General features: G+C 64.6%; 18 protein-coding genes and 2 pseudogenes. 4 read left to right on the top strand and 16 right to left on the bottom strand.

What is annotated here, in order from left to right:
- Positions 1-11: 11 nt before the first annotated feature.
- The 3 genes and pseudogenes from B4L76_RS02150 to B4L76_RS02140 form a co-directional block, all read right to left on the bottom strand.
- Positions 12-1163, bottom strand: coding sequence for a PQQ-dependent sugar dehydrogenase (locus B4L76_RS02150; RefSeq protein WP_296230165.1), 1152 nt, complete (start codon positions 1161-1163; stop codon positions 12-14).
- A 24-nt stretch (positions 1164-1187) separates the two neighbouring features.
- The gene (locus B4L76_RS02145; RefSeq protein ID WP_296230163.1) at positions 1188-1505 is read right to left on the bottom strand and encodes a hypothetical protein; all 318 of its coding nucleotides are present in this window, start codon (positions 1503-1505) and stop codon (positions 1188-1190) included.
- Positions 1506-1693: 188 nt separating this feature from the next.
- A pseudogene (locus B4L76_RS02140) lies at positions 1694-2023 on the bottom strand (arginase family protein); the annotation flags it as partial.
- Between B4L76_RS02140 and B4L76_RS02135 the strand changes: the two are divergent.
- A pseudogene (locus B4L76_RS02135) lies at positions 2022-2144 on the top strand (LysR family transcriptional regulator); the annotation flags it as partial. The pseudogenes B4L76_RS02140 and B4L76_RS02135 sit on opposite strands and share 2 nt — an antisense overlap.
- Positions 2145-2196: 52 nt before the next feature.
- Here the strand turns inward: B4L76_RS02135 and B4L76_RS02130 are convergent.
- Together B4L76_RS02130 and B4L76_RS02125 are read right to left on the bottom strand one after the other, a co-directional pair.
- The gene (locus B4L76_RS02130) at positions 2197-4623 is read right to left on the bottom strand and encodes a TonB-dependent siderophore receptor (protein ID WP_296230196.1); all 2427 of its coding nucleotides are present in this window, start codon (positions 4621-4623) and stop codon (positions 2197-2199) included.
- A gap of 148 nt (positions 4624-4771) precedes the next feature.
- Entirely contained in the window at positions 4772-5893 is a 1122-nt protein-coding gene (locus tag B4L76_RS02125) for a sigma-70 family RNA polymerase sigma factor (RefSeq protein ID WP_296230162.1), read from the bottom strand.
- Between the two features lie 135 nt (positions 5894-6028).
- On the opposite strand from B4L76_RS02125, the gene B4L76_RS02120 reads away from it, so the two are divergent.
- A complete protein-coding gene (locus B4L76_RS02120; RefSeq protein ID WP_296230161.1) occupies positions 6029-6511 on the top strand; it encodes an LEA type 2 family protein in 483 nt (160 codons plus the stop codon).
- Positions 6512-6529: 18 nt separating this feature from the next.
- On the opposite strand, the gene B4L76_RS02115 is transcribed toward B4L76_RS02120, so the two are convergent.
- Positions 6530-6793: a hypothetical protein gene (locus B4L76_RS02115; RefSeq protein ID WP_046615887.1), complete on the bottom strand. Its 264-nt coding sequence runs from the start codon at positions 6791-6793 to the stop codon at positions 6530-6532.
- A gap of 122 nt (positions 6794-6915) precedes the next feature.
- Here B4L76_RS02115 and B4L76_RS02110 point away from each other — a divergent pair, with 122 nt between their 5' ends.
- Complete coding sequence (locus B4L76_RS02110; protein WP_296230159.1) at positions 6916-7236, top strand: DUF883 family protein; 321 nt, start codon at positions 6916-6918, stop codon at positions 7234-7236.
- Between the two features lie 22 nt (positions 7237-7258).
- On the opposite strand, the gene B4L76_RS02105 is transcribed toward B4L76_RS02110, so the two are convergent.
- Positions 7259-7876, bottom strand: coding sequence for a tRNA-(ms[2]io[6]A)-hydroxylase (locus B4L76_RS02105; RefSeq protein ID WP_186678418.1), 618 nt, complete (start codon positions 7874-7876; stop codon positions 7259-7261).
- Between the two features lie 154 nt (positions 7877-8030).
- Here B4L76_RS02105 and B4L76_RS02100 point away from each other — a divergent pair, with 154 nt between their 5' ends.
- Entirely contained in the window at positions 8031-8894 is an 864-nt protein-coding gene (locus B4L76_RS02100) for a universal stress protein (protein ID WP_296230155.1), read from the top strand.
- A 137-nt stretch (positions 8895-9031) separates the two neighbouring features.
- Here the strand turns inward: B4L76_RS02100 and B4L76_RS02095 are convergent, their stop codons facing one another.
- The 9 genes from B4L76_RS02095 to B4L76_RS02055 all read right to left on the bottom strand — a co-directional run bounded on the left by B4L76_RS02095 (position 9032) and on the right by B4L76_RS02055 (position 18799).
- Positions 9032-9235, bottom strand: coding sequence for a formate dehydrogenase subunit delta (locus B4L76_RS02095; protein WP_296230154.1), 204 nt, complete (start codon positions 9233-9235; stop codon positions 9032-9034).
- On the bottom strand, positions 9232-12114 hold the full coding sequence (fdhF, locus tag B4L76_RS02090) for a formate dehydrogenase subunit alpha (protein ID WP_296230153.1): 2883 nt from the start codon (positions 12112-12114) through the stop codon (positions 9232-9234). Before fdhF ends, B4L76_RS02095 begins: the two co-directional genes overlap by 4 nt.
- A complete protein-coding gene (locus B4L76_RS02085; protein WP_296230151.1) occupies positions 12111-13667 on the bottom strand; it encodes a formate dehydrogenase beta subunit in 1557 nt (518 codons plus the stop codon). Before B4L76_RS02085 ends, fdhF begins: the two co-directional genes overlap by 4 nt.
- The gene (locus B4L76_RS02080; RefSeq protein WP_296230149.1) at positions 13661-14143 is read right to left on the bottom strand and encodes a formate dehydrogenase subunit gamma; all 483 of its coding nucleotides are present in this window, start codon (positions 14141-14143) and stop codon (positions 13661-13663) included. The genes B4L76_RS02085 and B4L76_RS02080 overlap by 7 nt, the downstream gene beginning before the upstream one ends.
- Before the next feature lie 274 nt (positions 14144-14417).
- Positions 14418-14993, bottom strand: a complete 576-nt coding sequence (locus tag B4L76_RS02075) for a hypothetical protein (RefSeq protein ID WP_296230147.1) — start codon at positions 14991-14993, stop codon at positions 14418-14420.
- Between the two features lie 91 nt (positions 14994-15084).
- Positions 15085-15762 (bottom strand): DUF998 domain-containing protein, encoded by a 678-nt coding sequence (locus B4L76_RS02070; RefSeq protein ID WP_296230146.1) that lies wholly within the window; start codon positions 15760-15762, stop codon positions 15085-15087.
- 158 nt (positions 15763-15920) lie between these two features.
- The gene (locus B4L76_RS02065) at positions 15921-16475 is read right to left on the bottom strand and encodes a helix-turn-helix domain-containing protein (RefSeq protein WP_063913578.1); all 555 of its coding nucleotides are present in this window, start codon (positions 16473-16475) and stop codon (positions 15921-15923) included.
- Between the two features lie 124 nt (positions 16476-16599).
- A complete protein-coding gene (locus B4L76_RS02060; protein WP_296230139.1) occupies positions 16600-17958 on the bottom strand; it encodes an aspartate aminotransferase family protein in 1359 nt (452 codons plus the stop codon).
- Positions 17959-18025: 67 nt separating this feature from the next.
- The gene (locus B4L76_RS02055; protein WP_296230137.1) at positions 18026-18799 is read right to left on the bottom strand and encodes a gamma-glutamyl-gamma-aminobutyrate hydrolase family protein; all 774 of its coding nucleotides are present in this window, start codon (positions 18797-18799) and stop codon (positions 18026-18028) included.
- Positions 18800-18846: the final 47 nt, after the last annotated feature.

Raw genomic sequence — 18846 nt, 5'->3', positions numbered from 1 at the left:
CCGGGACTGCGTCAGGTGCCGTCGCCCAGCCCGACCTTCAGCAGCGCACCGTCCTTGTCATCGGTCAGTACATACAGGTACCCGTCCGGGCCCACCCGTACATCGCGGATCCGCGCCTTCAGCTCACCCAGCAGCCGCTCTTCATGCACCACCTTGTCGCCATCCAGCTGCAGACGGATCAGCTCCTGGGTGGCCAGCGCACCAATGAACAGGTTGTGGTCCCACGCCTTGAACGTCGGGCTGTCGTAGAACGCCATGCCGCTGACCCCCGGTGACTGCTCCCAGACATGGTGTGGGTCGACCATCGCGTCCACATGCTTGCCCTGGGCCTCGGGAATAGGCAGCAGCGAGTAATTGATGCCATGGGTCGCCACGGGCCAGCCGTAATTCTTGCCGGGCTTGGGGATGTTGATCTCGTCGCCGCCCCGCGGGCCGTGCTCGTGGGTCCAGAGCTTGCCGGTCCAGGGGTTGAGCGCGGCGCCTTGCTGGTTGCGATGGCCGTACGACCAGATCTCCGGTCGCACATTGTCCTGGCCGACGAAGGGGTTGTCCTTGGGTACTTCACCGTCTGGCAGGATGCGCACGATCTTGCCTTGCAGCTTGTCCAGGTCTTGCGCAGTCGGGCGCTGGTTGTTCTCGCCGAGGGCGATGAACAGGTAGCCGTCACGGTCGAACACCAGGCGCGAGCCGAAGTGGTTGCCGTCCGACAGTTTGGGCTGCTGGCGGAAGATTACGCTGAAATGCTCCAGCCGGGCACGGTCCGAGGACAATTGGCCACGGCCCACTGCGGTACCGGCCTTGCCATCACTGCCCTCCTCGGCATAGGACAGGTAGACGGTGCGGTCCTTGGTGAAATCCGGGGACAGCACCACATCCAGCAGGCCGCCCTGGCCTTCGGCCCAGACGTTCGGCACGCCGCTGATCGGTGGGCCGACCTTGCCTTCGGCGTTGACCAGCCGCAGGTTGCCGGCTCGTTCGGTGACCAGCATGTCCTTGCCGCCCGGCAGGAACGCCAGGGCCCACGGGTGGCGCAGGCCATCGGCCAGGGTGCTGACGGTCAAGGTACCTTCTTCACTGCGAAATTGCTGTTCGGCCGCCGCCTGCGCCAACAAGGGCAGCAGGGCGGCGGCAGTCACGGTGACAAGCCAGGTTGCTTGGCGCATGCAGGATTCCTTTACGTACTTGGCTCAAGGCGCGCGCGGATTGTCGCGAGGCGGCCGGGTGGGTTCCAGGTTCGGGGTCTGTTGCTGGCGGCGCAGATTGTCACCGTTGCCAATGCCACGATTATCCAGCGTGGGCGGGCGTGGGTAAGGCTCGGTGGACGGGCCACGCAGCGGCGGCGCGGCCGGCATGCTGCCCTGGCGGCTGTTGGGGTTGGCGCGCTGGATCGGGCTGTTGTAGGGGTTGCTGTTGCCAGCGGCGACGGGCGCGGGTGGCTGGGCCGCGGCGTGCGCGGGCAGGCACAGCGCCAGGCCGATTGCCAGGATGGGCAATGTCGGGGTCATGCTTCACCTCCTGTACGAAAAGGCCGCGCCTGGTGGGTTTGATAGCCTACGGCGCGAAGGGTTCGCGGCAAAAGTGTGAATGCGTGCGCAGATGATTCCTGATGTTTCAGTATGGGCTTCGGCGGCTGCTGCGCAGCCCTTCGCGACACGAGGCCGCTCCTAAGAGAAAGCGTTCGCCTCGGCCCCGATTACTGGTCCTGCACCTTGTGCCGCGCCGCATACAGGCACAGCATTTCCATCGCCAGGGTAGCCCCCGCCAGCGCGGTGATATCGGCGTGGTCATAGGCCGGTGCCACCTCCACCAAGTCCATGCCCACCAGATTGATACCACGCAATCCCCCAAGAATCTCCAGCGCCTGCAGGGTACTCAGGCCGCCGCACACCGGCGTGCCGGTACCGGGCGCATAGGCCGGGTCGAGACAGTCGACATCGAAGGTCAGGTACACCGGTCGTTCACCCACCCGCTGGCGAATCGCCGTGATCGCCGCCTCGGTGCCCTGGCGGTGCACCTGGCGGGCATGGGCGCTGGATCCGGGGCTGGATTTCGGCGTGCCGTTTACCTTGGCCCGGCATCGGGCGCAAGGGGTTGGCGAAGCACAGCAGGCGTTTGCGCAGGATCTGCTGGCAGCGTTTGCCTGAACCGGCCGCTTCCCGAGTAAACCCGCGAAACGGCCGGTTCAGGCAACGACCATCAGTAAGCCATGCTCCAGGTCAGGGTGTAGGTGCGCCCACGCCCCTGGTAGTCATACAGGTATGCCGGCCCGTAGGTCGGCGAGTAGAACAGTGTCGCGCGCTGCCCCCAGACCGTGCTGTACTGCTTGTCCAGCAGGTTCTGGATGCCGGCGCTGAAGGTGCCGAAGCCGGTGTCCTGGCTACCCAGCAGGTCGAAGGTGGTGTAGCCGTCGATCTCGTGGTCGGCGTCGTCCTTCAAGCTGAACGCGTGGTTGGCCTGCAACCGCGCCGTGCGCCCGTCACCCTTCCAGCCGACAAACGCGGTGGCCTTGGACAGCGAAGCATAGCGGGCATCCCGCTTGATCCAGTCGCCATCGGCATCCTCTTCTTCGGAACGCGTCAGGTGCAACGTGCCGCCGGTTTCCCAGCCGCTCTGGAAGTGACGGGTCAGCGCACCTTCGAAACCGAAGTCACGGCTCTTCTGCTCTTCCACATCGATGGTCAGGGTTTGCGAGTCGACGTTGATGATCTTGTCCGACCAGATGTAGTAAAGCGCCGCCTGCGCATCCCAGTCCAGGTCGGCATAGCGCCAGCCCAGTTCCACCTGGCGGCTCTTGATACCGGCCAGAGGGTTGTCGGCAACGCTCAGACCTGGCTTGCCGTAGAATTTGGCCGGGTCGGGCAGGTCGAAGCCTTCGCCGTAGTTGGTCCACACCTGGTGGCCGTTCTTGAAGTCGTAGATGGCGCCAACGTTGAACAGATTGACCTGGTAATCGTTGCTGCCGCCCGGCACGCCCTTGAAGTCGCTGACGTCCACGTCCATCTGCTGGCGCCGGGCGCCGCCGGACAGGGTCAGGTTGTCGCTGGCATGCCAGTCCAGCTGGGCATAGACCGAAACACCGTCGACCTGATAGCTGGGGTAGCGCGCGGCCTTGCTTTCCTTGTCCAGCTCCAGGCCACCGGACTCGGAGGAAGTCTGGGCGTTGAAGGTGGTCTGCTGGGCATTGAAACGCTCATGGTCCAGATCGACACCATACGTCAGCTTCAGCGTATCCCACTGCTTGGCGAACAGGCCCTTGAGGCTGGTGACCTCGAAGTTCTGCTGCGAGGCGGCAAAATACACCCCGCGCGAGCCCGTGGGGGTGGCGCGGTTGTAGTACGGGAACGGGTAGAAGTTGTCGTCTTCCTTGCGGTACGAGGCCTGCAGGTAGAAATCCTGGCCCAGCACGTCGGTATGGTGGTAGTTGGCGTTGAGCAGCAGGCGCCGGGTACGCGGTTCCAGGCCCGACGAGTAGCCGCTGCGCAGCTCGGCGTCTTCCAGGTCGGACGGGGCGTTGTAGTTCAGGTTGGGGAAGTAGATACCCGTGCTGCCATGGTTGCCCGAGTCATAGTACTGGGCCAGCAGGTCAAGGCTCTGCTGGTCGTTCAGTTGCAGCCCGAGAGTACCGAGCACGTCGACAGTGCGGTTGTACTGCAGGTCGGTCTGGGTGTTGTCGATGAAGATCTGCTCGCCCGCGCCGTCGTAAAAGGCCTCGTTCTGCTCGCCGGAGATACCCAGGCGGGCATTGACCCGCTCATTGCCACCACTGATCGACTGGGCGATACGGGTGGCCAGGTCGTCGCTGTTGTTGAAGCCGCTGCTGGCGCCAAGCTGGGTCTCGAAGCGCGCCGGGCCCGGTTCGCCTTTCTTGGTCACGATGTTGATGATGCCGCCAGTGGCGCCGCCGCCGTAGATGGCGCTGGCGCCGGACAACACCTCGACCCGCTCGACGTTGAACGGCGAAATACTGTCGAACTGGCGCGACAGGCCGCGCGAGCTGTTCTGGCTGACCCCGTCGATCATCACCAGTACGTTGCGCCCGCGCATGTTCTGGCCATAGTTGGTGCGCCCTTCCGGCGCCAGGTCGAGGCCTGGCACCAGTTTGCCGATGGCTTCCTTCAGGCTGACGCCGCTGTCGATCTGCTCGCGCAGCTGCTGCTGGTCGACCACCCATACGGTGCCAGGGATTTCACTGATCGCGGTACTGGTACGCGAGGCCACGCTGACTTCGATCGGCTTGAGGTTGACTGCCTGGGGTGCAGTATCAGCTTTGTGCAGGGTCACCGTGCGGGCATCGTTGAACTGCCAGTGCATGCCGCTGCCGGCCAGCAGCTGTTGCAGCGCCTGCTCGATGCTGTAGCTGCCTCGCAAGGCCGGGCTCGCCTGGCCGGCTACATCGCCGGTGGTGTACAGCAGGTGCAGACCGGCCTGGTCGGCGAAGTTGGTCAGGGCCTGATCCAGGGGTTGGGCTGGCAGGTCCAGCTGGACCTGGCGCGCCTGGACCTGGGCCTGGTCGGCAGCAGTCGCGGCGCCGGCCTGCAGCGGGCCGAGCAACATGGCCAAGGCACTGCAGGAGATCAGGGCGTGATGAAAAGGGACACGGCGGCGGGGCAAGGGCTTGAGCATCAGAGGCACGGATGAGCTTCCAGACAAGTCGTAAATGAGAATGAGTTGCTGATCAGTCTCCCTACGACGATCTGGCGTGCCGGAACTTGCAGTGGCAAATGAAAAATATTTCCATTCCTTTGCCCACCAACAGGCACGCACAGGCAGATCAATAAACCACGGCCAGCCATGGCAGGTAGGTCACCCGCAGGCCATAGCGCTGCTCCAGGGTCCGCAACAGGGCTTGCGGCTCATCGAGGTCGAACACCCCGCTGACTTCCATCGCCGCCAGCTTGCTGTCCGACAACACGATCCGTCCATGCCGGTAACGCTCAAGCTCCGTCAGCACCAGCCCCAGCGGCTTGCCGTTGAAGATCAGCTTGCCGCGCTGCCAGGCCAGCTGCGCGCCGGCATCGGCAGCGACGGGCAGTGCATGCTCGCCAACCCTGGCCTCGCCTCGCGCCAGCACCACATGGCCATCACGGCGCACGCTGAAGGTGGCCGCGCTGCCCTGCACAGGCTCGCCGGCCGTATCGACCACAAACGGCCGTGGATCATCGCGGGTCTCGAACAAGGCCTCCCCGGACTCCAGCACTACCCGCCGCTCGTGGTCACTGAACACGACGTTCAGGGCACTGGCGCTGTTCAACGTCACCCGCGAGCCGTCGGCCAGGATAATGACCTGCCGCTCCCCTACCCCGGTGTGATAATCCGCCAGCAGCACCGGCGCCTGCCGCCAAGCGGCCGCACCAACGGCCAGCAACAGTGCGGCAGCCAGCCCCGCCTGCCTGAGGTGGTTGCGGCAATGGCGCAGGGCCTGGCCGATGTACTTGGCTACCATGCTCTCGGAGACGCCCAGCCGTTGTGCGACCTGCGCCTGGGTCAGGCCTTCGATGCGGTTGAGCAGCAAGGCCTGGCGGGCATTGTCGGACAGCTGCAGCAGTGCATGGTCGAGGGCTTGCAAGCGCTCCCGGGCCAGCAACGCAGCCTCCGGCGCTGGCGCCGGGCAGGCCACCTCGCCGGCCTCGTCGCCATACCCGTGGCTGGCCGCGATGCGCTGTTCGCGACGCAGGGCATCGATCGCCAGGTTGCCGGCCACGCGGAAGATGAAACGCCGCGCGTGCAGCACCGGTAGCGCCTGCTGGTCGATGTTGACCAGCTTCAGGTAGGTTTCCTGGGCAACGTCGGCGGCGCGCTGGCGGTCGCTCATGCGCCGGGTCAAGAACTGCAGCAGGTCGTCGTAGTGTTCCTGGAAACTCGTCAACAGGCCCGACACGGGTGAAGTCAGCATGGGTTAGGTTACGGCCAGTAAGAGAAATTATCGGACGTTAATGAGAAACAGTATCTTTCATCTGTACCGACACTTTCAACGCCATCGCGCATTTGCCACACTGACCGACCGCTCACTACGGCAAGGTCGCCCGTCATGACTGCCCGTCTGTATCGCTACACCCGCCTGTTACTGATCGTGCTGCTGGCCTGCGCCCAGGCGGCCTGTGCCCTGTTCCAGCCACGCGACCCGGTGACTGTCAGCGTGATCGGCATCGAGCCACTGCCAGGCCAGGAACTGGAGCTGCGCATGGCCGTGAAAATGCGCGTGCAGAACCCTAATGAAGCGCCGATCGACTACGACGGCATTGCCCTGAACCTGGAGGTGAACGGCCAGCCGCTGGCCGCCGGGGTCAGTGACCAGCAAGGGCATATTGGCCGGTATGGCGAAGCAGTGGTCGTGGTGCCGGTGAGCATCACCGCATTCGCCTTCCTGCGCCAGGCCTATGGGCTGGGCCAGCTGGATTCGCTGCAGGGCTTGCCTTACAAACTGCGCGGCAAGCTGGCCGGCGGCGCGCTGGGGACGGTGCGCTTTACCGACGAGGGCCAGCTGGACCTGCCCAAGGGCGCCTACCGCTAGGCGCCAGGCCAGGGCTGCTCAGCGGTTGGCGCTGGCGGCGGCCATCAGTTTGTTGACTTCGCTGCGCACCATGCTGGCGTATTCCGGTGGTGACATACCGTCCAGCTCGGCACGCACCCACTCGGCCCACTTGCCCTTGCGCCGGGGCTTTTCGGCGATCAGTCGCGCCGCTTCGCCCTTGGCCTTGCCCAGGTTGTTCTGCCACAACTCGAACAGCCGGGCCTTCTCTGCCTCGATCTGTGCCCGTTCCTCGAAGCTCATATTGGCCAGATTGAAACTCATGAATCACCTGCCTGATCGTAAATGGCGGCTATCTTACACCAACAGTTCAGCCACGCACCGAGGCAACTTTTCTGGCGCACCAGTATCCATTGTTCAAACCAACCATCGACGAGGACGCGTTCATGGCCCGCAAAAAAGCCACGCTGGGTGACAGCGATCAGATCAAGGACCAGGTATTCAGTGAACTGCAGGCACTGATCGAAGAGTCAGAACGGCTGCTGAACGAGAGCGCCGCACTGGTAGGTGACGAGGCAGAAACCTTGCGCGCCCAGGTGGGCCTGAAACTGCGTCAGGCGCGCCATGCCGCCAACAGGGTGCGCAACAGGGCGCAACCGGTGGTGGAGGCGACCCAGGATTACATCGGTGGCCACCCGTGGCAGACCGTGGCGGTTTCTGCCGGGCTCGGTCTGCTGGTCGGCCTGCTGCTGGGGCGCCGTCACTGATGCCCGGGCCGCCGGGTGCGAATCAGGCGGCCTGCGCCAGCGGGATACCACTGTGGAAGCGCAGTTCCTGATCCGGTGACTGGATCAGCTCGACTTCCGCTGCGCGGACCAGTTCCACCCGGCGGGCAATGTCTGCCTCATCGCCGTAGTGATGCGCCAGTTTCAGGTAACCCTGGTAATGGCGCGCTTCGCTTTTCAGCAGGCCGTGGTAGAAGCGGCCCAGCTCCTCGTCCAGGTGCGGCACCAGCGCGGCAAAACGCTCGCAGCTGCGCGCCTCGATGAACGCCCCCACCACCAGCGTATCGACCAGCTTGACTGGCTCGTGGGCCCGCACCAGCCGCCGCAGCCCCGACGCATAGCGCCCCGCCGACACCGGGCGCAGCGGCACGCCACGGCGTTTCATCAGGCGCAGCACCTGCTCGTGATGCACCAGCTCCTCGCGGGCCAGGCGCGACATCATGTTGATCAGGTCTAGGTGTGTGTTGTACTTGGCAATCAGGCTCAATGCAGTGCTGGCAGCCTTGAATTCGCAGTTCTTGTGGTCGATCAGCAGGGTTTCCTGGTCGGCCAGTGCCGCTTCGATCCAGGCATCTGGCGTCGGGCAACCAAGAAAGGCGTCGATTTCGGGGATCAGGGACATAAGCGTGCAACCACACAAGCCAGGCAGGGCTGGCGATTATACCGGCGGCAACGGGCGACGCCAGCAACTATGCTTGATGTGTATCAAGCGCCATTGGGGGAAGCGCCGACTATAGTCAGGCATTGTTCGCCACCTTTGAACGGAGTTCACGCCCATGCAAGCCGTCCGCAGCATCCTCGTCGTGCTCGACCCCGCGCACGCCCACAGCCGGGCCCTGACCCGGGCCAAGCTGATTGCCGGTGTCACCGGCGCGCGCCTGCACCTGCTGATGTGCGACAAGAAGCATGACCATAGCGCACTGCTGAGCCTGCTCGGCAGCCAGCTGCATGATGACGGCTACGACAAGGTCACCCATGAACAGGCCTGGCATGAAAGCTTGCATGAATCGATCATCGCGGTGCAGCAGGCCGAAGGCTGTGAACTGGTGATCAAGGAGCACCGCCCGGACAACCCGCTGAAAAAGGCCCTGCTTACCCCCAGTGACTGGAAACTGCTACGCCAGTGCCCGAGCGCCGTACTGATGGTCAAGAGCGAGCGACCGTGGACGGGCGGCAAGATCCTCGCCGCCGTGGACGTGGGCAACCAGGACAAAGACCACCAGCGCCTGCATGCCAGCATCATCGACCACGGTTTCGAGATCGCCAAACTGGCCCACGGCGAGCTGCATGTGATCAGCGCCCATCCTTCGCCGATGCTGTCGGCCTCGGATCCGGTGTACCAGTTGAGCGAGACCATCGAAAAGCGTTATCGCGATGCATGCATGGCGTTCCAGGCCGAGTACGACATCAGCGAGGAGCGCTTGCACGTGGCCGAAGGGCCGGCGGATGTGCTGATTCCGCATACCGAGCAGCAGCTCGAGGCGGTGGTGACGGTGATCGGTACGGTGTGCCGCACGGGAATTTCCGGGGCGCTGATCGGCAATACCTCGGAAGTGGTGCTGGATGCGCTGGTGGGGGATGTGCTGGTGCTCAAGAGCGAAGAGGCCATTGCCCACCTGGCTGAGCTGGCCCGCGGCTGAATTCAGCCTGTCGGAGCACTATCGTCGGCAAGCCAGCGCCAACGCGTCGCCTGTATCGCGGATAAATCCGCTCCTGCAATTGACGCGACCTGTGGCAGCTGGCTTGCCGGCGATGGGCTGCACAGCAGCCCCGGTGGCTAGCTCAATGCCTCCCGCACCTTCGGGTCGAGCCCCTCCCCCGCGTGGGCTTCAATCCATTCCAGCAATTGTCGGCGCATCGCCGGCGTCCAGAAGCTCTGCAGGTGGTTGCGTACCCCCTGCACCGCCAGCGCGTGGTCCGGCTCGCTGTCGAAGTAATGGGCAATCTGGTTGGCCATCTTGACCAGGCTGTCGACGCTCATCGGCGCACCTCGGCCTTTTCTGCGCTACGGCGTTCCTGCAGCAACCGCCGCTGTTCCTCACTGAAGTCCTGATAACGCTTCTGCCATTGCGAAGGCTGGAACACTTTCACCACCTCCACCGCCGTCACCTTGTACTCGGGGCAGTTGGTGGCCCAGTCGGAGTTGTCGGTGGTGATCACGTTGGCTCCGGATTCGGGGAAGTGGAACGTGGTGTACACCACCCCCGGCGCCACCCGCGTACTGACCTTGGCGCGCAGTACGGTCTGCCCGGCTCGGCTGCCGATGCCGACCCAGTCCCCGTCCTGGATGCCGCGGCTTTCGGCGTCGGTCGGGTGAATTTCCAGGCAGTCGGCGTCATGCCAGACGACGTTGGCGGTGCGCCGGGTCTGGGCGCCGACGTTGTACTGGCTAAGGATGCGCCCGGTGGTCAGCAGCAGCGGGTAGCGGTTGTTGACCTTCTCGTCGGTGGCCACGTAACCGGTGAGCATGAACCGCCCCTTGCCGCGCACGAACTGGTCGATGTGCATGGTCGGCGTGCCGTCCGGCGCAGCGTCGTTGCACGGCCACTGCAGGCTGCCGTGGCGGTCGATCTCGGCGTAGCTGACGCGGTGGAAGGTCGGCGTCAGGCGGGCGATCTCGTCCATGATCTCGGACGGGTGACGGTAGTTCATCGGGTAGCCCAGGGCATTGGCCAGGGCCATGGTCGCCTCCCAGTCGGCCTTGCCGGCCAACGGCTCCATCACCTTGCGCACGCGCGAGATGCGCCGCTCGGCGTTGGTGAAGGTGCCGTCCTTTTCCAGGAACGAGCTGCCCGGTAGGAACACATGGGCAAACTTGGCGGTTTCGTTGAGGAAGATGTCCTGCACCACCACGCATTCCATGGCCAGCAAGGCCGCGGTGACATGCTGGGTGTTGGGGTCGCTCTGGGCAATGTCTTCGCCCTGGCAGTACAGCGCCTTGAAACTGCCGTCCAGCGCCGCTTCGAACATGTTGGGGATACGCAGGCCCGGGTCGGGCTGCAGGGTCACGCCCCAGGCACGCTCGAACTCGGCGCGTACGCCCTCGTTGGAAATGTGCCGGTAGCCGGGCAGTTCGTGGGGGAACGAGCCCATGTCGCAGGAACCCTGCACGTTGTTCTGCCCGCGCAGCGGGTTCACCCCGACCCCTTCACGGCCGATGTTGCCGGTGGCCATGGCCAGGTTGGCGATGCCCATCACTGCGGTGCTACCCTGGCTGTGTTCGGTCACGCCCAGGCCGTAGTAGATGGCTGCGTTGCCGCCGGTGGCGTACAGCCGGGCGGCAGCGCGAATCTGTTCGGCTGGTACGCCACAGACCGGGCCGAGCACCTCGGGGGCGTTTTCCGGCAGGCTGACGAAGTCGCGCCAGCGGGTGAAATCCCCGGTCTCGCAGCGCGCGTCGATGAAGTCCTGGGCCAGCAGGCCTTCCGTGACGATCACATGGGCCAGGGCATTGAGCATGGCTACGTTGGTGCCCGGGCGCAGCTGCAGGTGCAGCTCGGCGCGGGCATGCGGCGAATCGACCAGGTCGATGCGGCGTGGGTCGATCACGATCAGCCGCGCGCCCTGGCGCAGACGGCGCTTGAGCTGCGAGCCGAACACCGGATGCGCGTCGGTGGGATTGGCGCCGATCACCAGCACCACATCGGCCTGCATCACCGAATCGAAGCTCTGCGTACCGGCGGACTCACCCAGGGTCTGCTTGAGACCATAGCCAGTCGGCGAATGGCACACCCGTGCGCAGGTGTCGACGTTGTTGTTGCCGAACGCGGTGCGTACCAGCTTCTGCACCAGGTAGGCTTCTTCGTTGGTGCAACGGCTGGAGGTGATGCCGCCAATGGAATCGCGCCCATACTTGAGCTGGATGCGGCGGAACTCGCTGGCTGCGTAGCTTACCGCCTCGTCCCAGCTGACTTCCTGCCAAGGGTCTTGCAGGCGCTTGCGGATCATCGGCTTGGTGATGCGGTCCGGGTGGGTGGCGTAGCCCCAGGCGAAACGGCCCTTGACGCAGGCATGGCCGTGGTTGGCGCCGCCGTTCTTGTCCGGCATCATGCGCACCAGCTGGTCGCCTTTCATTTCGGCGCGGAACGAGCAGCCGACGCCGCAGTAGGCGCAGGTGGTAACGACCGCGCGCTCGGGCTGGCCCAACTGCACCAGGCTCTTTTCCGTCAAGGTTGCGGTCGGGCAGGCCTGCACGCAGGCACCGCAGGACACACATTCGGAGGCGAGGAAGTTTTCCCCTCCTGCCGCCGCCACGCGGGACTCGAAGCCGCGGCCGGTGATGGTCAGGGCGAAGGTGCCCTGAATGTCCTCGCATGCACGCACGCAACGGCTGCAGACAATGCACTTGCTTGGCTCGTAATCGAAATACGGGTTGGATACGTCCTTCTTTTCGGCCAGGTGGTTGGCCCCGTCGTAGCCATAGCGCACCTCGCGCAGGCCGACCTGGCCGGCCACGGTCTGCAATTCGCAGTTGCCGTTGGCGGAGCAGGTCAGGCAGTCCAGCGGGTGGTCGGAGATGTACAGCTCCATGACGTTGCGCCGCAGCCCGGCCAGGCGCGGGGTTTCGGTGCGTACCACCATGCCTTCGCTGACCGGCGTGGTGCAGGACGCCGGGTAGCCGCGCATGCCTTCGATTTCCACCATGCACATGCGGCACGAGCCAAAGGCTTCGAGGCTGTCGGTGGCGCACAGCTTGGGGATGCTGGTGCCCAGCATGGCGGCGGCACGCATCACCGAGGTGCCGGCGGGCACGGTCACGGAGCGGCCATCGATGCTCAGGCTGACCTGCACCTCGCTGTCACGCGCCGGGGTGCCCAGGTCGCTGCTTTTATCAGAAGCGGGGTCGAAGAAATTGATCACTGCGCGGCCTCCGTGTGGGTCAGCCCGAAATCGGCGGGGAAGTACTTGAGGGCGCTGGCCACCGGGTAGGCGGTCATGCCGCCCATGGCGCACAGCGAGCCGTACTGCATGGTGTCGCACAGGTCGCGCAGCAACAGGGCCTGGTCATGGCGTTCGGTCAGGTCGCTGGTGGCGATCAGGCGGTCGACCACTTCCATGCCGCGGGTCGAGCCGATGCGGCACGGGGTACACTTGCCGCAGGATTCCTCGGCACAGAACTGCAGGGCGAAGCGCGCCATGCTGGCCATGTTCAGGGTGTCGTCGGCCACGACCACACCGCCATGGCCGAGCATCGCGCCCACGGCCGCGAACGCTTCATAGTCCAGCGGCGTATCGAAGTGGCTGGGCGGCACCCAGGCGCCCAGCGGCCCCCCCACCTGCGCAGCCTTCAGCGGCCGACCACTGGCGGTGCCGCCACCATAGCCTTCCACCAGCTCGCGCAGGGTCAGGCCGAAGGCACGCTCGACCAGCCCGCCGTGACGAATGTTGCCAGCCAGCTGGAACGGCATGGTGCCCAGCGAACGGCCCATGCCGAAGTCACGGTAGAACGCCGCGCCCTTGGCCAGGATGACCGGCACCGAGGCCAGGGTCAGTACGTTGTGCACCAGCGTCGGCAAGCCGAACAGGCCTTGCAACGCGGGCAGCGGTGGCTTGGCACGGACGATGCCGCGCTTGCCTTCGATGGACTCGAGCAGCGCGGTTTCCTCACCGCAGATATAGGCACCGGCGCCGACCCGCACTTCCAGGTCGAAGGCCTGGCCGCTGCCGGCCACGTCGCTGCCGAGGTAGCCAGCCTCACGGGCGATGGCGAAGGCCTGGTCGAGCACGCGGATGGCGTCGGGGTATTCCGAGCGCACGTAGATATAGCCCTTGTCGGCGCCCACGGCGAGGCCGGCGATGATCATCCCTTCGATCAGCAGGAACGGGTCGCCCTCCATCAGCATGCGGTCGGCGAAGGTACCCGAGTCGCCTTCGTCGGCATTGCACACCACGTACTTCTGCCCTGCCCCGGCGTCACGCACGGTGCGCCACTTGATGCCGGCCGGAAAGGCCGCACCACCGCGGCCACGCAAGCCGGAATCGAGTACGGCAGCGACTACATTGGCACCGCCAAGGGCCACCGCCGCTTCAAGGCCGGCGAAACCGCCATGGGCGCGGTAATCGTCCAACGACAGTGGCCGGGTGATGCCAGCGCGGGCGAACAGCAGGCGCTGCTGGGTCTGCAGATACGGAATTTGTTCGACCGGGCCCAGCGCCAGCGAGTGGCTTGCTTCACCGGACAGGGCATCGAGCAAGGCCGGTACGTCTTCAGGGGTGACCGGGCCGAAACCCAGGCGCCCTTGCGCACTGTCACACTCCAGCAGCGGCTCCAGCCAATAGAGCCCGCGTGAGCTGGTGCGCTGGATATCCACAGCCAGCTGGCGGCGCTCGGCCTCGCGCTGCAAGGCATCGACTACCTGGTCGGCGCCGACCGCACGGGCTACCGAATCACAGGGGATGTACAGCTTCAGCATGCGGCGTCCTCCCGGCAGGCGTTGACCAACGCCCGCAGACGTTCAGGGGTGAGGCGTGCATGCACCTGGCCGTCCAGCTCCAGGGCCGGTGAGCAGGCGCAGGCCCCCAGGCAATAGACCGGGCGCAGTGCGATGGCGCCGTCGGCGCTGGTGCCATGGTCGTCCAGCGCCAGTTGCTCGCGCAGCTGCGCGGCCAGCGCCTCGGCGCCACGGCTCTGGCACGACTCGGCGCGGCACAGGCGCAGGGTATGGCGCGCCGGTGGCGTGGTGCGGAAATCGTGGTAGAAGCTGATCACCCCGCGGACCTCGGCCAGGCTGAGGTTCAGGGCATGAGCAATTTCGCCGACAGCGGCATCGGGGACGTAGCCGATGGCGTGCTGGATGGCATGCAGGATCGGCAACAGGGCGCCGGGGGTATCCTTGTCGCGAGCCAGGATTTCGTGGATCACGGGCAGGTGGAGCAAATCATCAGGCATACAGCGGACCTCGGCATCACGGACCCCGCCTGAAAGTTGTTAGGGCAGGTATCCGGCGTGTTCTGCTGCGGCGCGCCGGCCACGTCACGGTTGCGTGGTCCAGCGGCCTCCTTGCCTGCGGCCGTACGTCTGCGCGTACTGGTCCGAGGCATCCTGCAAGCATGGCACTTGTGGCGCCGGAGGGTTGCGTGCGAACGACCAGGCGCATCCTGAAACCGACGCGAGGTTCGTACCGCTATCAAGGCCGCGCTGGCTGCTGTTGTAGAAGCGGCAATCAGTGCTTGCCTTCCACCGCCTCGGCCGTCTCGATCAGCTTGTCGTACTTGCGGTTCGGCTGGACGAAGCGTTCATCGCTCTTGGCCCGCGCCTTGATATTCTGCTCCGAGCTGGCCATGTCAGCGATAGTCACCACCGTCCAGCCGCGGTCCCTGGACACCCAGTACACCATTTCACCGTCGGCAGAAAATGCCTCCAGCCGGCCACCGCTGTTCGGCACAGGCTTGGCCTGCCGCGCCATCGGCAGCAGTTGCTGAACCCGCGCCTCGTCGGTACTGGCCAAGCGCAGCTCCAGCTGACGAAGCTGGTCGGTGTCGTTGAAGGAAGCCTTCACCTGCGTGATGGGAATACCGCCAAGGTTGAAGTCGCCCTTCGGCTTACGCCCCTGAACGAACTCGGTGGGTACCTGATAGTGGTAGCCCGTCAACTGCTCGACCTCGCCGAACTGCTGTTGCAGGATGGCCAGGGCCTGGGGCTTGGGCATGCCCAGGGTGAACTGGCCGATCTCCAGCGCCGACCAGGCTTGCAGGGGGAACAGCGCGCAGGCGAATAACAGCGGCAGGGTCCGTTTCATCGATATCGTCCTTGAAAAGAGCCCAGCAACCTAACCCTTGCGCACTGAGCAGACAATACTGGCAGGGTGCCAAGCTCCCCTGCCCTTTGCCCTAAATGATCGGCGGCTGCTTAGCGGTCACGGTCACTGCGTCGCCGCCGCTCGTGGCCGACCTTCCCCGCAGCGAAGCCCATGCCAGCGCAGCGACCCAGATGACCGACACGCCATAGTTGAGTCGCTGGTACAGACCAAACCCGTGGCCGTCTGCCACGGCTTTGGCCATCAACGCCACGGTGGTGATCGCCAGCACCACGCAAAGCCCGCAGAGGCCTGCGAACGCGGGTGACAACAGCAATCGCCTGCCCAGCAAGCACCACACCGCGCTCGCCAGTGTCAATGAGAGGAACATGACCAGGCCTGCCGCGTTGTGCAGATGTTGGGAAATGGAAGGCTGTGCCGGTGCGCACCCCTCGTCACAGGCGAACAGGCCCGTCGCCAAACTGGCCAGGCCGTGAAGCAATATCAACGCGGCGCTGAACAGTGCCAGTCGCGAGCCGGCGAAACGCCGTGCAAGACCCAGGGCGAAAAGCGCGAACAGCAGCCCCAGGGGGAAATTGTTCACCCACGCGGAGTAGCCGTGAGTGGGAGCACCGGTTGCCCCTAACTGGCTCATCGCCTGATCGACGTGGCTGTACCCGGGATAGCCAAGCGAAGTCAGAAACACGCCAATGAAGAGCCAGACTGGAATCAATAGCCCTGAGCCCAGCAGGGCCCGGTCGGTGTTGTTCATGGTGATGCATTCCTTTGCCAGTGATCGATTTCGTCTTATACGAAACCGCGAGATAAGAGGTTCCTTCCTGGCGTGCTGACAGCCTGCCTGACAGCCGCATGAACTGCGCTTGATGACCAAGCGCGTAAGTAACCCTCACAAGCCTGAGTGCTATCGACTCAGCTGAACACCCAGAGCACCCGGGTGGGCTTGTCGGTGAGGTTGGCGTAACGAAAACTGGCATGCGGTTGCAGCTGAAAGCTGTCACTGGCGCGCAGCGTTACCGGCTCACCGCCATCCAGCCAGACGGTCAGTTCGCCTTCAAGCACGAAACAGCCCTGTTCCGAGCTGTCGTCCAGGTATTCCTCGCCACTGCTGGCGCCCGGCTCCAGGTGGCTGTCGAGCATGGAGAACGCCCCCGTTATGGTCGGGGATGCCAGCACATCGGTGATGCCGCCGGCCAGATGAAGCGTACGGCGCTCGTGTGGCCGGGTCACCCAGTCGAGCTCACGCGGCTTGTCCAGCTTGTAGAAATAGGCGGTGGAGACACCGAGTTCTTCGCTGATGGCCGTGAGGTCGGCCACGGTTGGCCGCGAGACGCCGCGCTCGACCTGGGAAAGAAAACCCACCGAACGGCCGATGCGCTGGGCCAGCTCACCCAGGGTCAGGCCCTTGAACTTGCGCAGGTCGCGAATCAATACGGCCAGGCCTTCGATCTCTTCGTGCACTTTCATGTTGAATCGCGACTATCGGACAGGGAAATTGATGCCCTGAAAAGTACAGGATTCATGGCACAAAGCAAGGCTTCACGTGGGCAGACCGGGGCCGCCTTGCCGCCCCGGATGACACTGGCTGGCGCTAACGAACAGCCTCGTACGTCAGGTCCAGGCACTTGCGGGCCTTTTCCACCAGTTCGTCGATTTCCGCGATGCTGATCACCAGCGGTGGCGCAATGATCATGGTATCGCCGACGGCGCGCATGATCAGGCCATTGTCGAAGCAGTGCTGGCGGCAGATCATGCCGACACCTTTGCCCTGGTAACGGGCGCGGGTGGCCTTGTCCTGCACCAGTTCGATCGCGCCGAGCATGCCCAGGCCGCGCACCTCGCCCACCAGCGGGTGGTCGGCCAGCTCGCGCAGGCGCTGCTGCAGGTAGGGCGCGGTTTGCCTGCGCACCTGCTCGATGATCTGCTCGTCGCGCAGGATACGCAGGTTCTCCAGGCCCACCGCAGCCGCCACCGGGTGGCCGGAATAGGTGAAGCCGTGGTTGAAGTCGCCGCCTTCGCTGAGCACCTTGGCCATTTCATCACGCACGATCACCCCGCCCATGGGGATGTAGCCGGAGGTGAGGCCCTTGGCGATGGTCATCAAGTCGGGCTTGAGGCCGTAATAGTCGCTACCGAACCACTCACCGGTTCGGCCGAAGCCGCAGATCACCTCGTCGGCGACGAACAGGATGTCGTACCGGGCGAGGATCTCCTTGACCTTCGGCCAGTAGGTGTCCGGCGGGATGATCACGCCACCGGCGCCCTGGATCGGTTCGGCGATGAAGGCAGCGACGTTGTCCGCGCCAACCTCGAGAATCTTTTCCTCCAACTGCTCGGCCGCCCACACGCCGAAGTCGGCCTCGGTCATGTCGCCGCCTTCGCCATACCAGTAAGGCTGCGGGATATGCACGATATCCGGGATCAGCCCACCCTGCTGGTGCATGCCGCTCATGCCCCCCAGGCCCGCGCCTGCCACGGTGGAGCCGTGGTAGCCGTTGATGCGGCCAATGATCACTTTCTTCTGCTTATGGCCCTTGATCGCCCAGTAATGGCGAACCATGCGCAGCACGGTGTCGTTACCTTCTGAGCCGGAGCCAGTGAAGAACACATGGTTCATGCCTGGTGGAGCGACATCGGCGATGGCCTTGGCCAGCTCCAGCGCCGGCGGGTGCGCGGTCTGGAAGAACAGGTTGTAATACGGCAACTGCTTCATCTGCCGGCTGGCGACCTCGGCCAGCTCATCGCGGCCGTAGCCGACCGCAACGCACCACAGGCCTGCCATGCCATCGAGTATCTGGTTGCCTTCGCTGTCCCACAGGTATACGCCCTTGGCCGAGGTGATGATGCGCGGGCCCTTCTCGGCCAGTTGCTTCACATCGCTGAACGGGGCCAGGTGATGGTCGCGGCTCATCGCCTGCCAGGCCAGGGTGCGGGAATTCTGTTCACTCATTGCTTCACTCCATCTGCTTGCGCAGCCGGGCTGCGCCGTATTTTTTGTAGGTTGCGAACGGTCGCATTCAGGCGGACAGCATCAGCTTCTGACGCATTACCGAACGTTGCCGGCAAGCCTTGCCGAAGGCTTGGAAGAGGATCAGGTAATGCGGGTTATCCATGACCTGGAATTCCGGGTGCCATTGCACTGCCAGGGCAAACCCCTTGCTGTGCTCCACCGAAATCGCTTCTACCAGCCCATCAGGTGCCAGCGCTTCCACCCGCAGCCCGGGGGCCAGCACATCGATGCCCTGGCCGTGGATGGAGTTGACCTCGATGAGCGCTGGCAGGCCCATGCGCTCGAGCATGCCGCCGGGTTCGACATGCAGCGCGTGCCGCGGGCCATACTGCTTGTCGATGGGCTCGCCCTTGCCTTCGCGGTGGTCCATGAACAGCCCGGTCTCGTGAACGTTCTGGTGCAGGCTGCCACCCAGGGCCACGTTCATTTCCTGCAAGCCGCGGCAGATGCCGAGCACCGGCACACCCGTGGCAATGGCCGCGCGCATCAGCGGCAAAGTGGTGGCGTCCCGCAGCGGATCGTGATGGGTGCCCACAGCACTGGCCGGGCCCTGGTAGTGGAACGGTTCGATGTTGGACGGCGAACCGGTAAAAATCAGCCCATCCACCACGTCGAGGATATCCGCGCCGTCAATCAGCTCGGCGAGGCTGGGTATCACGATCGGCAACCCGCACGCCGCCTCGGCCGCCGCACGTGCATACTTCTCGCTGATGGTCTGGGTGGCATGCTGCTCGATCACGCGGGTGCAAGCAGTAATGCCGATCACGGGCACACGTGGCATATCTTCCTCCGGCAAATCCAGGTTGCGCGTTGTATTGAAACGCTAGA

Source organism: Pseudomonas sp. UBA4617 (assembly GCF_002386445.1).
Lineage (GTDB): Bacteria > Pseudomonadota > Gammaproteobacteria > Pseudomonadales > Pseudomonadaceae > Aquipseudomonas.
This window is presented reverse-complemented; position numbering and strand designations above follow the sequence as displayed.

What these genes read in the sequence shown, in the direction of transcription:
- B4L76_RS02100 (WP_296230155.1), top strand. Translation starts at nt 8,031, where the DNA reads ATGCAAGCCGTCCGCAGCATCCTCGTCGTGCTCGACCCCGCGCACGCC.
- B4L76_RS02070 (WP_296230146.1), bottom strand. Translation starts at nt 15,762, where the DNA reads ATGAACAACACCGACCGGGCCCTGCTGGGCTCAGGGCTATTGATTCCA.
- B4L76_RS02085 (WP_296230151.1), bottom strand. Translation starts at nt 13,667, where the DNA reads ATGCTGAAGCTGTACATCCCCTGTGATTCGGTAGCCCGTGCGGTCGGC.
- B4L76_RS02080 (WP_296230149.1), bottom strand. Translation starts at nt 14,143, where the DNA reads ATGCCTGATGATTTGCTCCACCTGCCCGTGATCCACGAAATCCTGGCT.
- B4L76_RS02130 (WP_296230196.1), bottom strand. Translation starts at nt 4,623, where the DNA reads ATGCTCAAGCCCTTGCCCCGCCGCCGTGTCCCTTTTCATCACGCCCTG.
- B4L76_RS02060 (WP_296230139.1), bottom strand. Translation starts at nt 17,958, where the DNA reads ATGAGTGAACAGAATTCCCGCACCCTGGCCTGGCAGGCGATGAGCCGC.
- B4L76_RS02105 (WP_186678418.1), bottom strand. Translation starts at nt 7,876, where the DNA reads ATGTCCCTGATCCCCGAAATCGACGCCTTTCTTGGTTGCCCGACGCCA.
- B4L76_RS02125 (WP_296230162.1), bottom strand. Translation starts at nt 5,893, where the DNA reads ATGCTGACTTCACCCGTGTCGGGCCTGTTGACGAGTTTCCAGGAACAC.
- B4L76_RS02120 (WP_296230161.1), top strand. Translation starts at nt 6,029, where the DNA reads ATGACTGCCCGTCTGTATCGCTACACCCGCCTGTTACTGATCGTGCTG.
- B4L76_RS02095 (WP_296230154.1), bottom strand. Translation starts at nt 9,235, where the DNA reads ATGAGCGTCGACAGCCTGGTCAAGATGGCCAACCAGATTGCCCATTAC.
- B4L76_RS02150 (WP_296230165.1), bottom strand. Translation starts at nt 1,163, where the DNA reads ATGCGCCAAGCAACCTGGCTTGTCACCGTGACTGCCGCCGCCCTGCTG.
- B4L76_RS02145 (WP_296230163.1), bottom strand. Translation starts at nt 1,505, where the DNA reads ATGACCCCGACATTGCCCATCCTGGCAATCGGCCTGGCGCTGTGCCTG.
- B4L76_RS02055 (WP_296230137.1), bottom strand. Translation starts at nt 18,799, where the DNA reads ATGCCACGTGTGCCCGTGATCGGCATTACTGCTTGCACCCGCGTGATC.
- B4L76_RS02065 (WP_063913578.1), bottom strand. Translation starts at nt 16,475, where the DNA reads ATGAAAGTGCACGAAGAGATCGAAGGCCTGGCCGTATTGATTCGCGAC.
- B4L76_RS02115 (WP_046615887.1), bottom strand. Translation starts at nt 6,793, where the DNA reads ATGAGTTTCAATCTGGCCAATATGAGCTTCGAGGAACGGGCACAGATC.
- B4L76_RS02075 (WP_296230147.1), bottom strand. Translation starts at nt 14,993, where the DNA reads ATGAAACGGACCCTGCCGCTGTTATTCGCCTGCGCGCTGTTCCCCCTG.
- B4L76_RS02110 (WP_296230159.1), top strand. Translation starts at nt 6,916, where the DNA reads ATGGCCCGCAAAAAAGCCACGCTGGGTGACAGCGATCAGATCAAGGAC.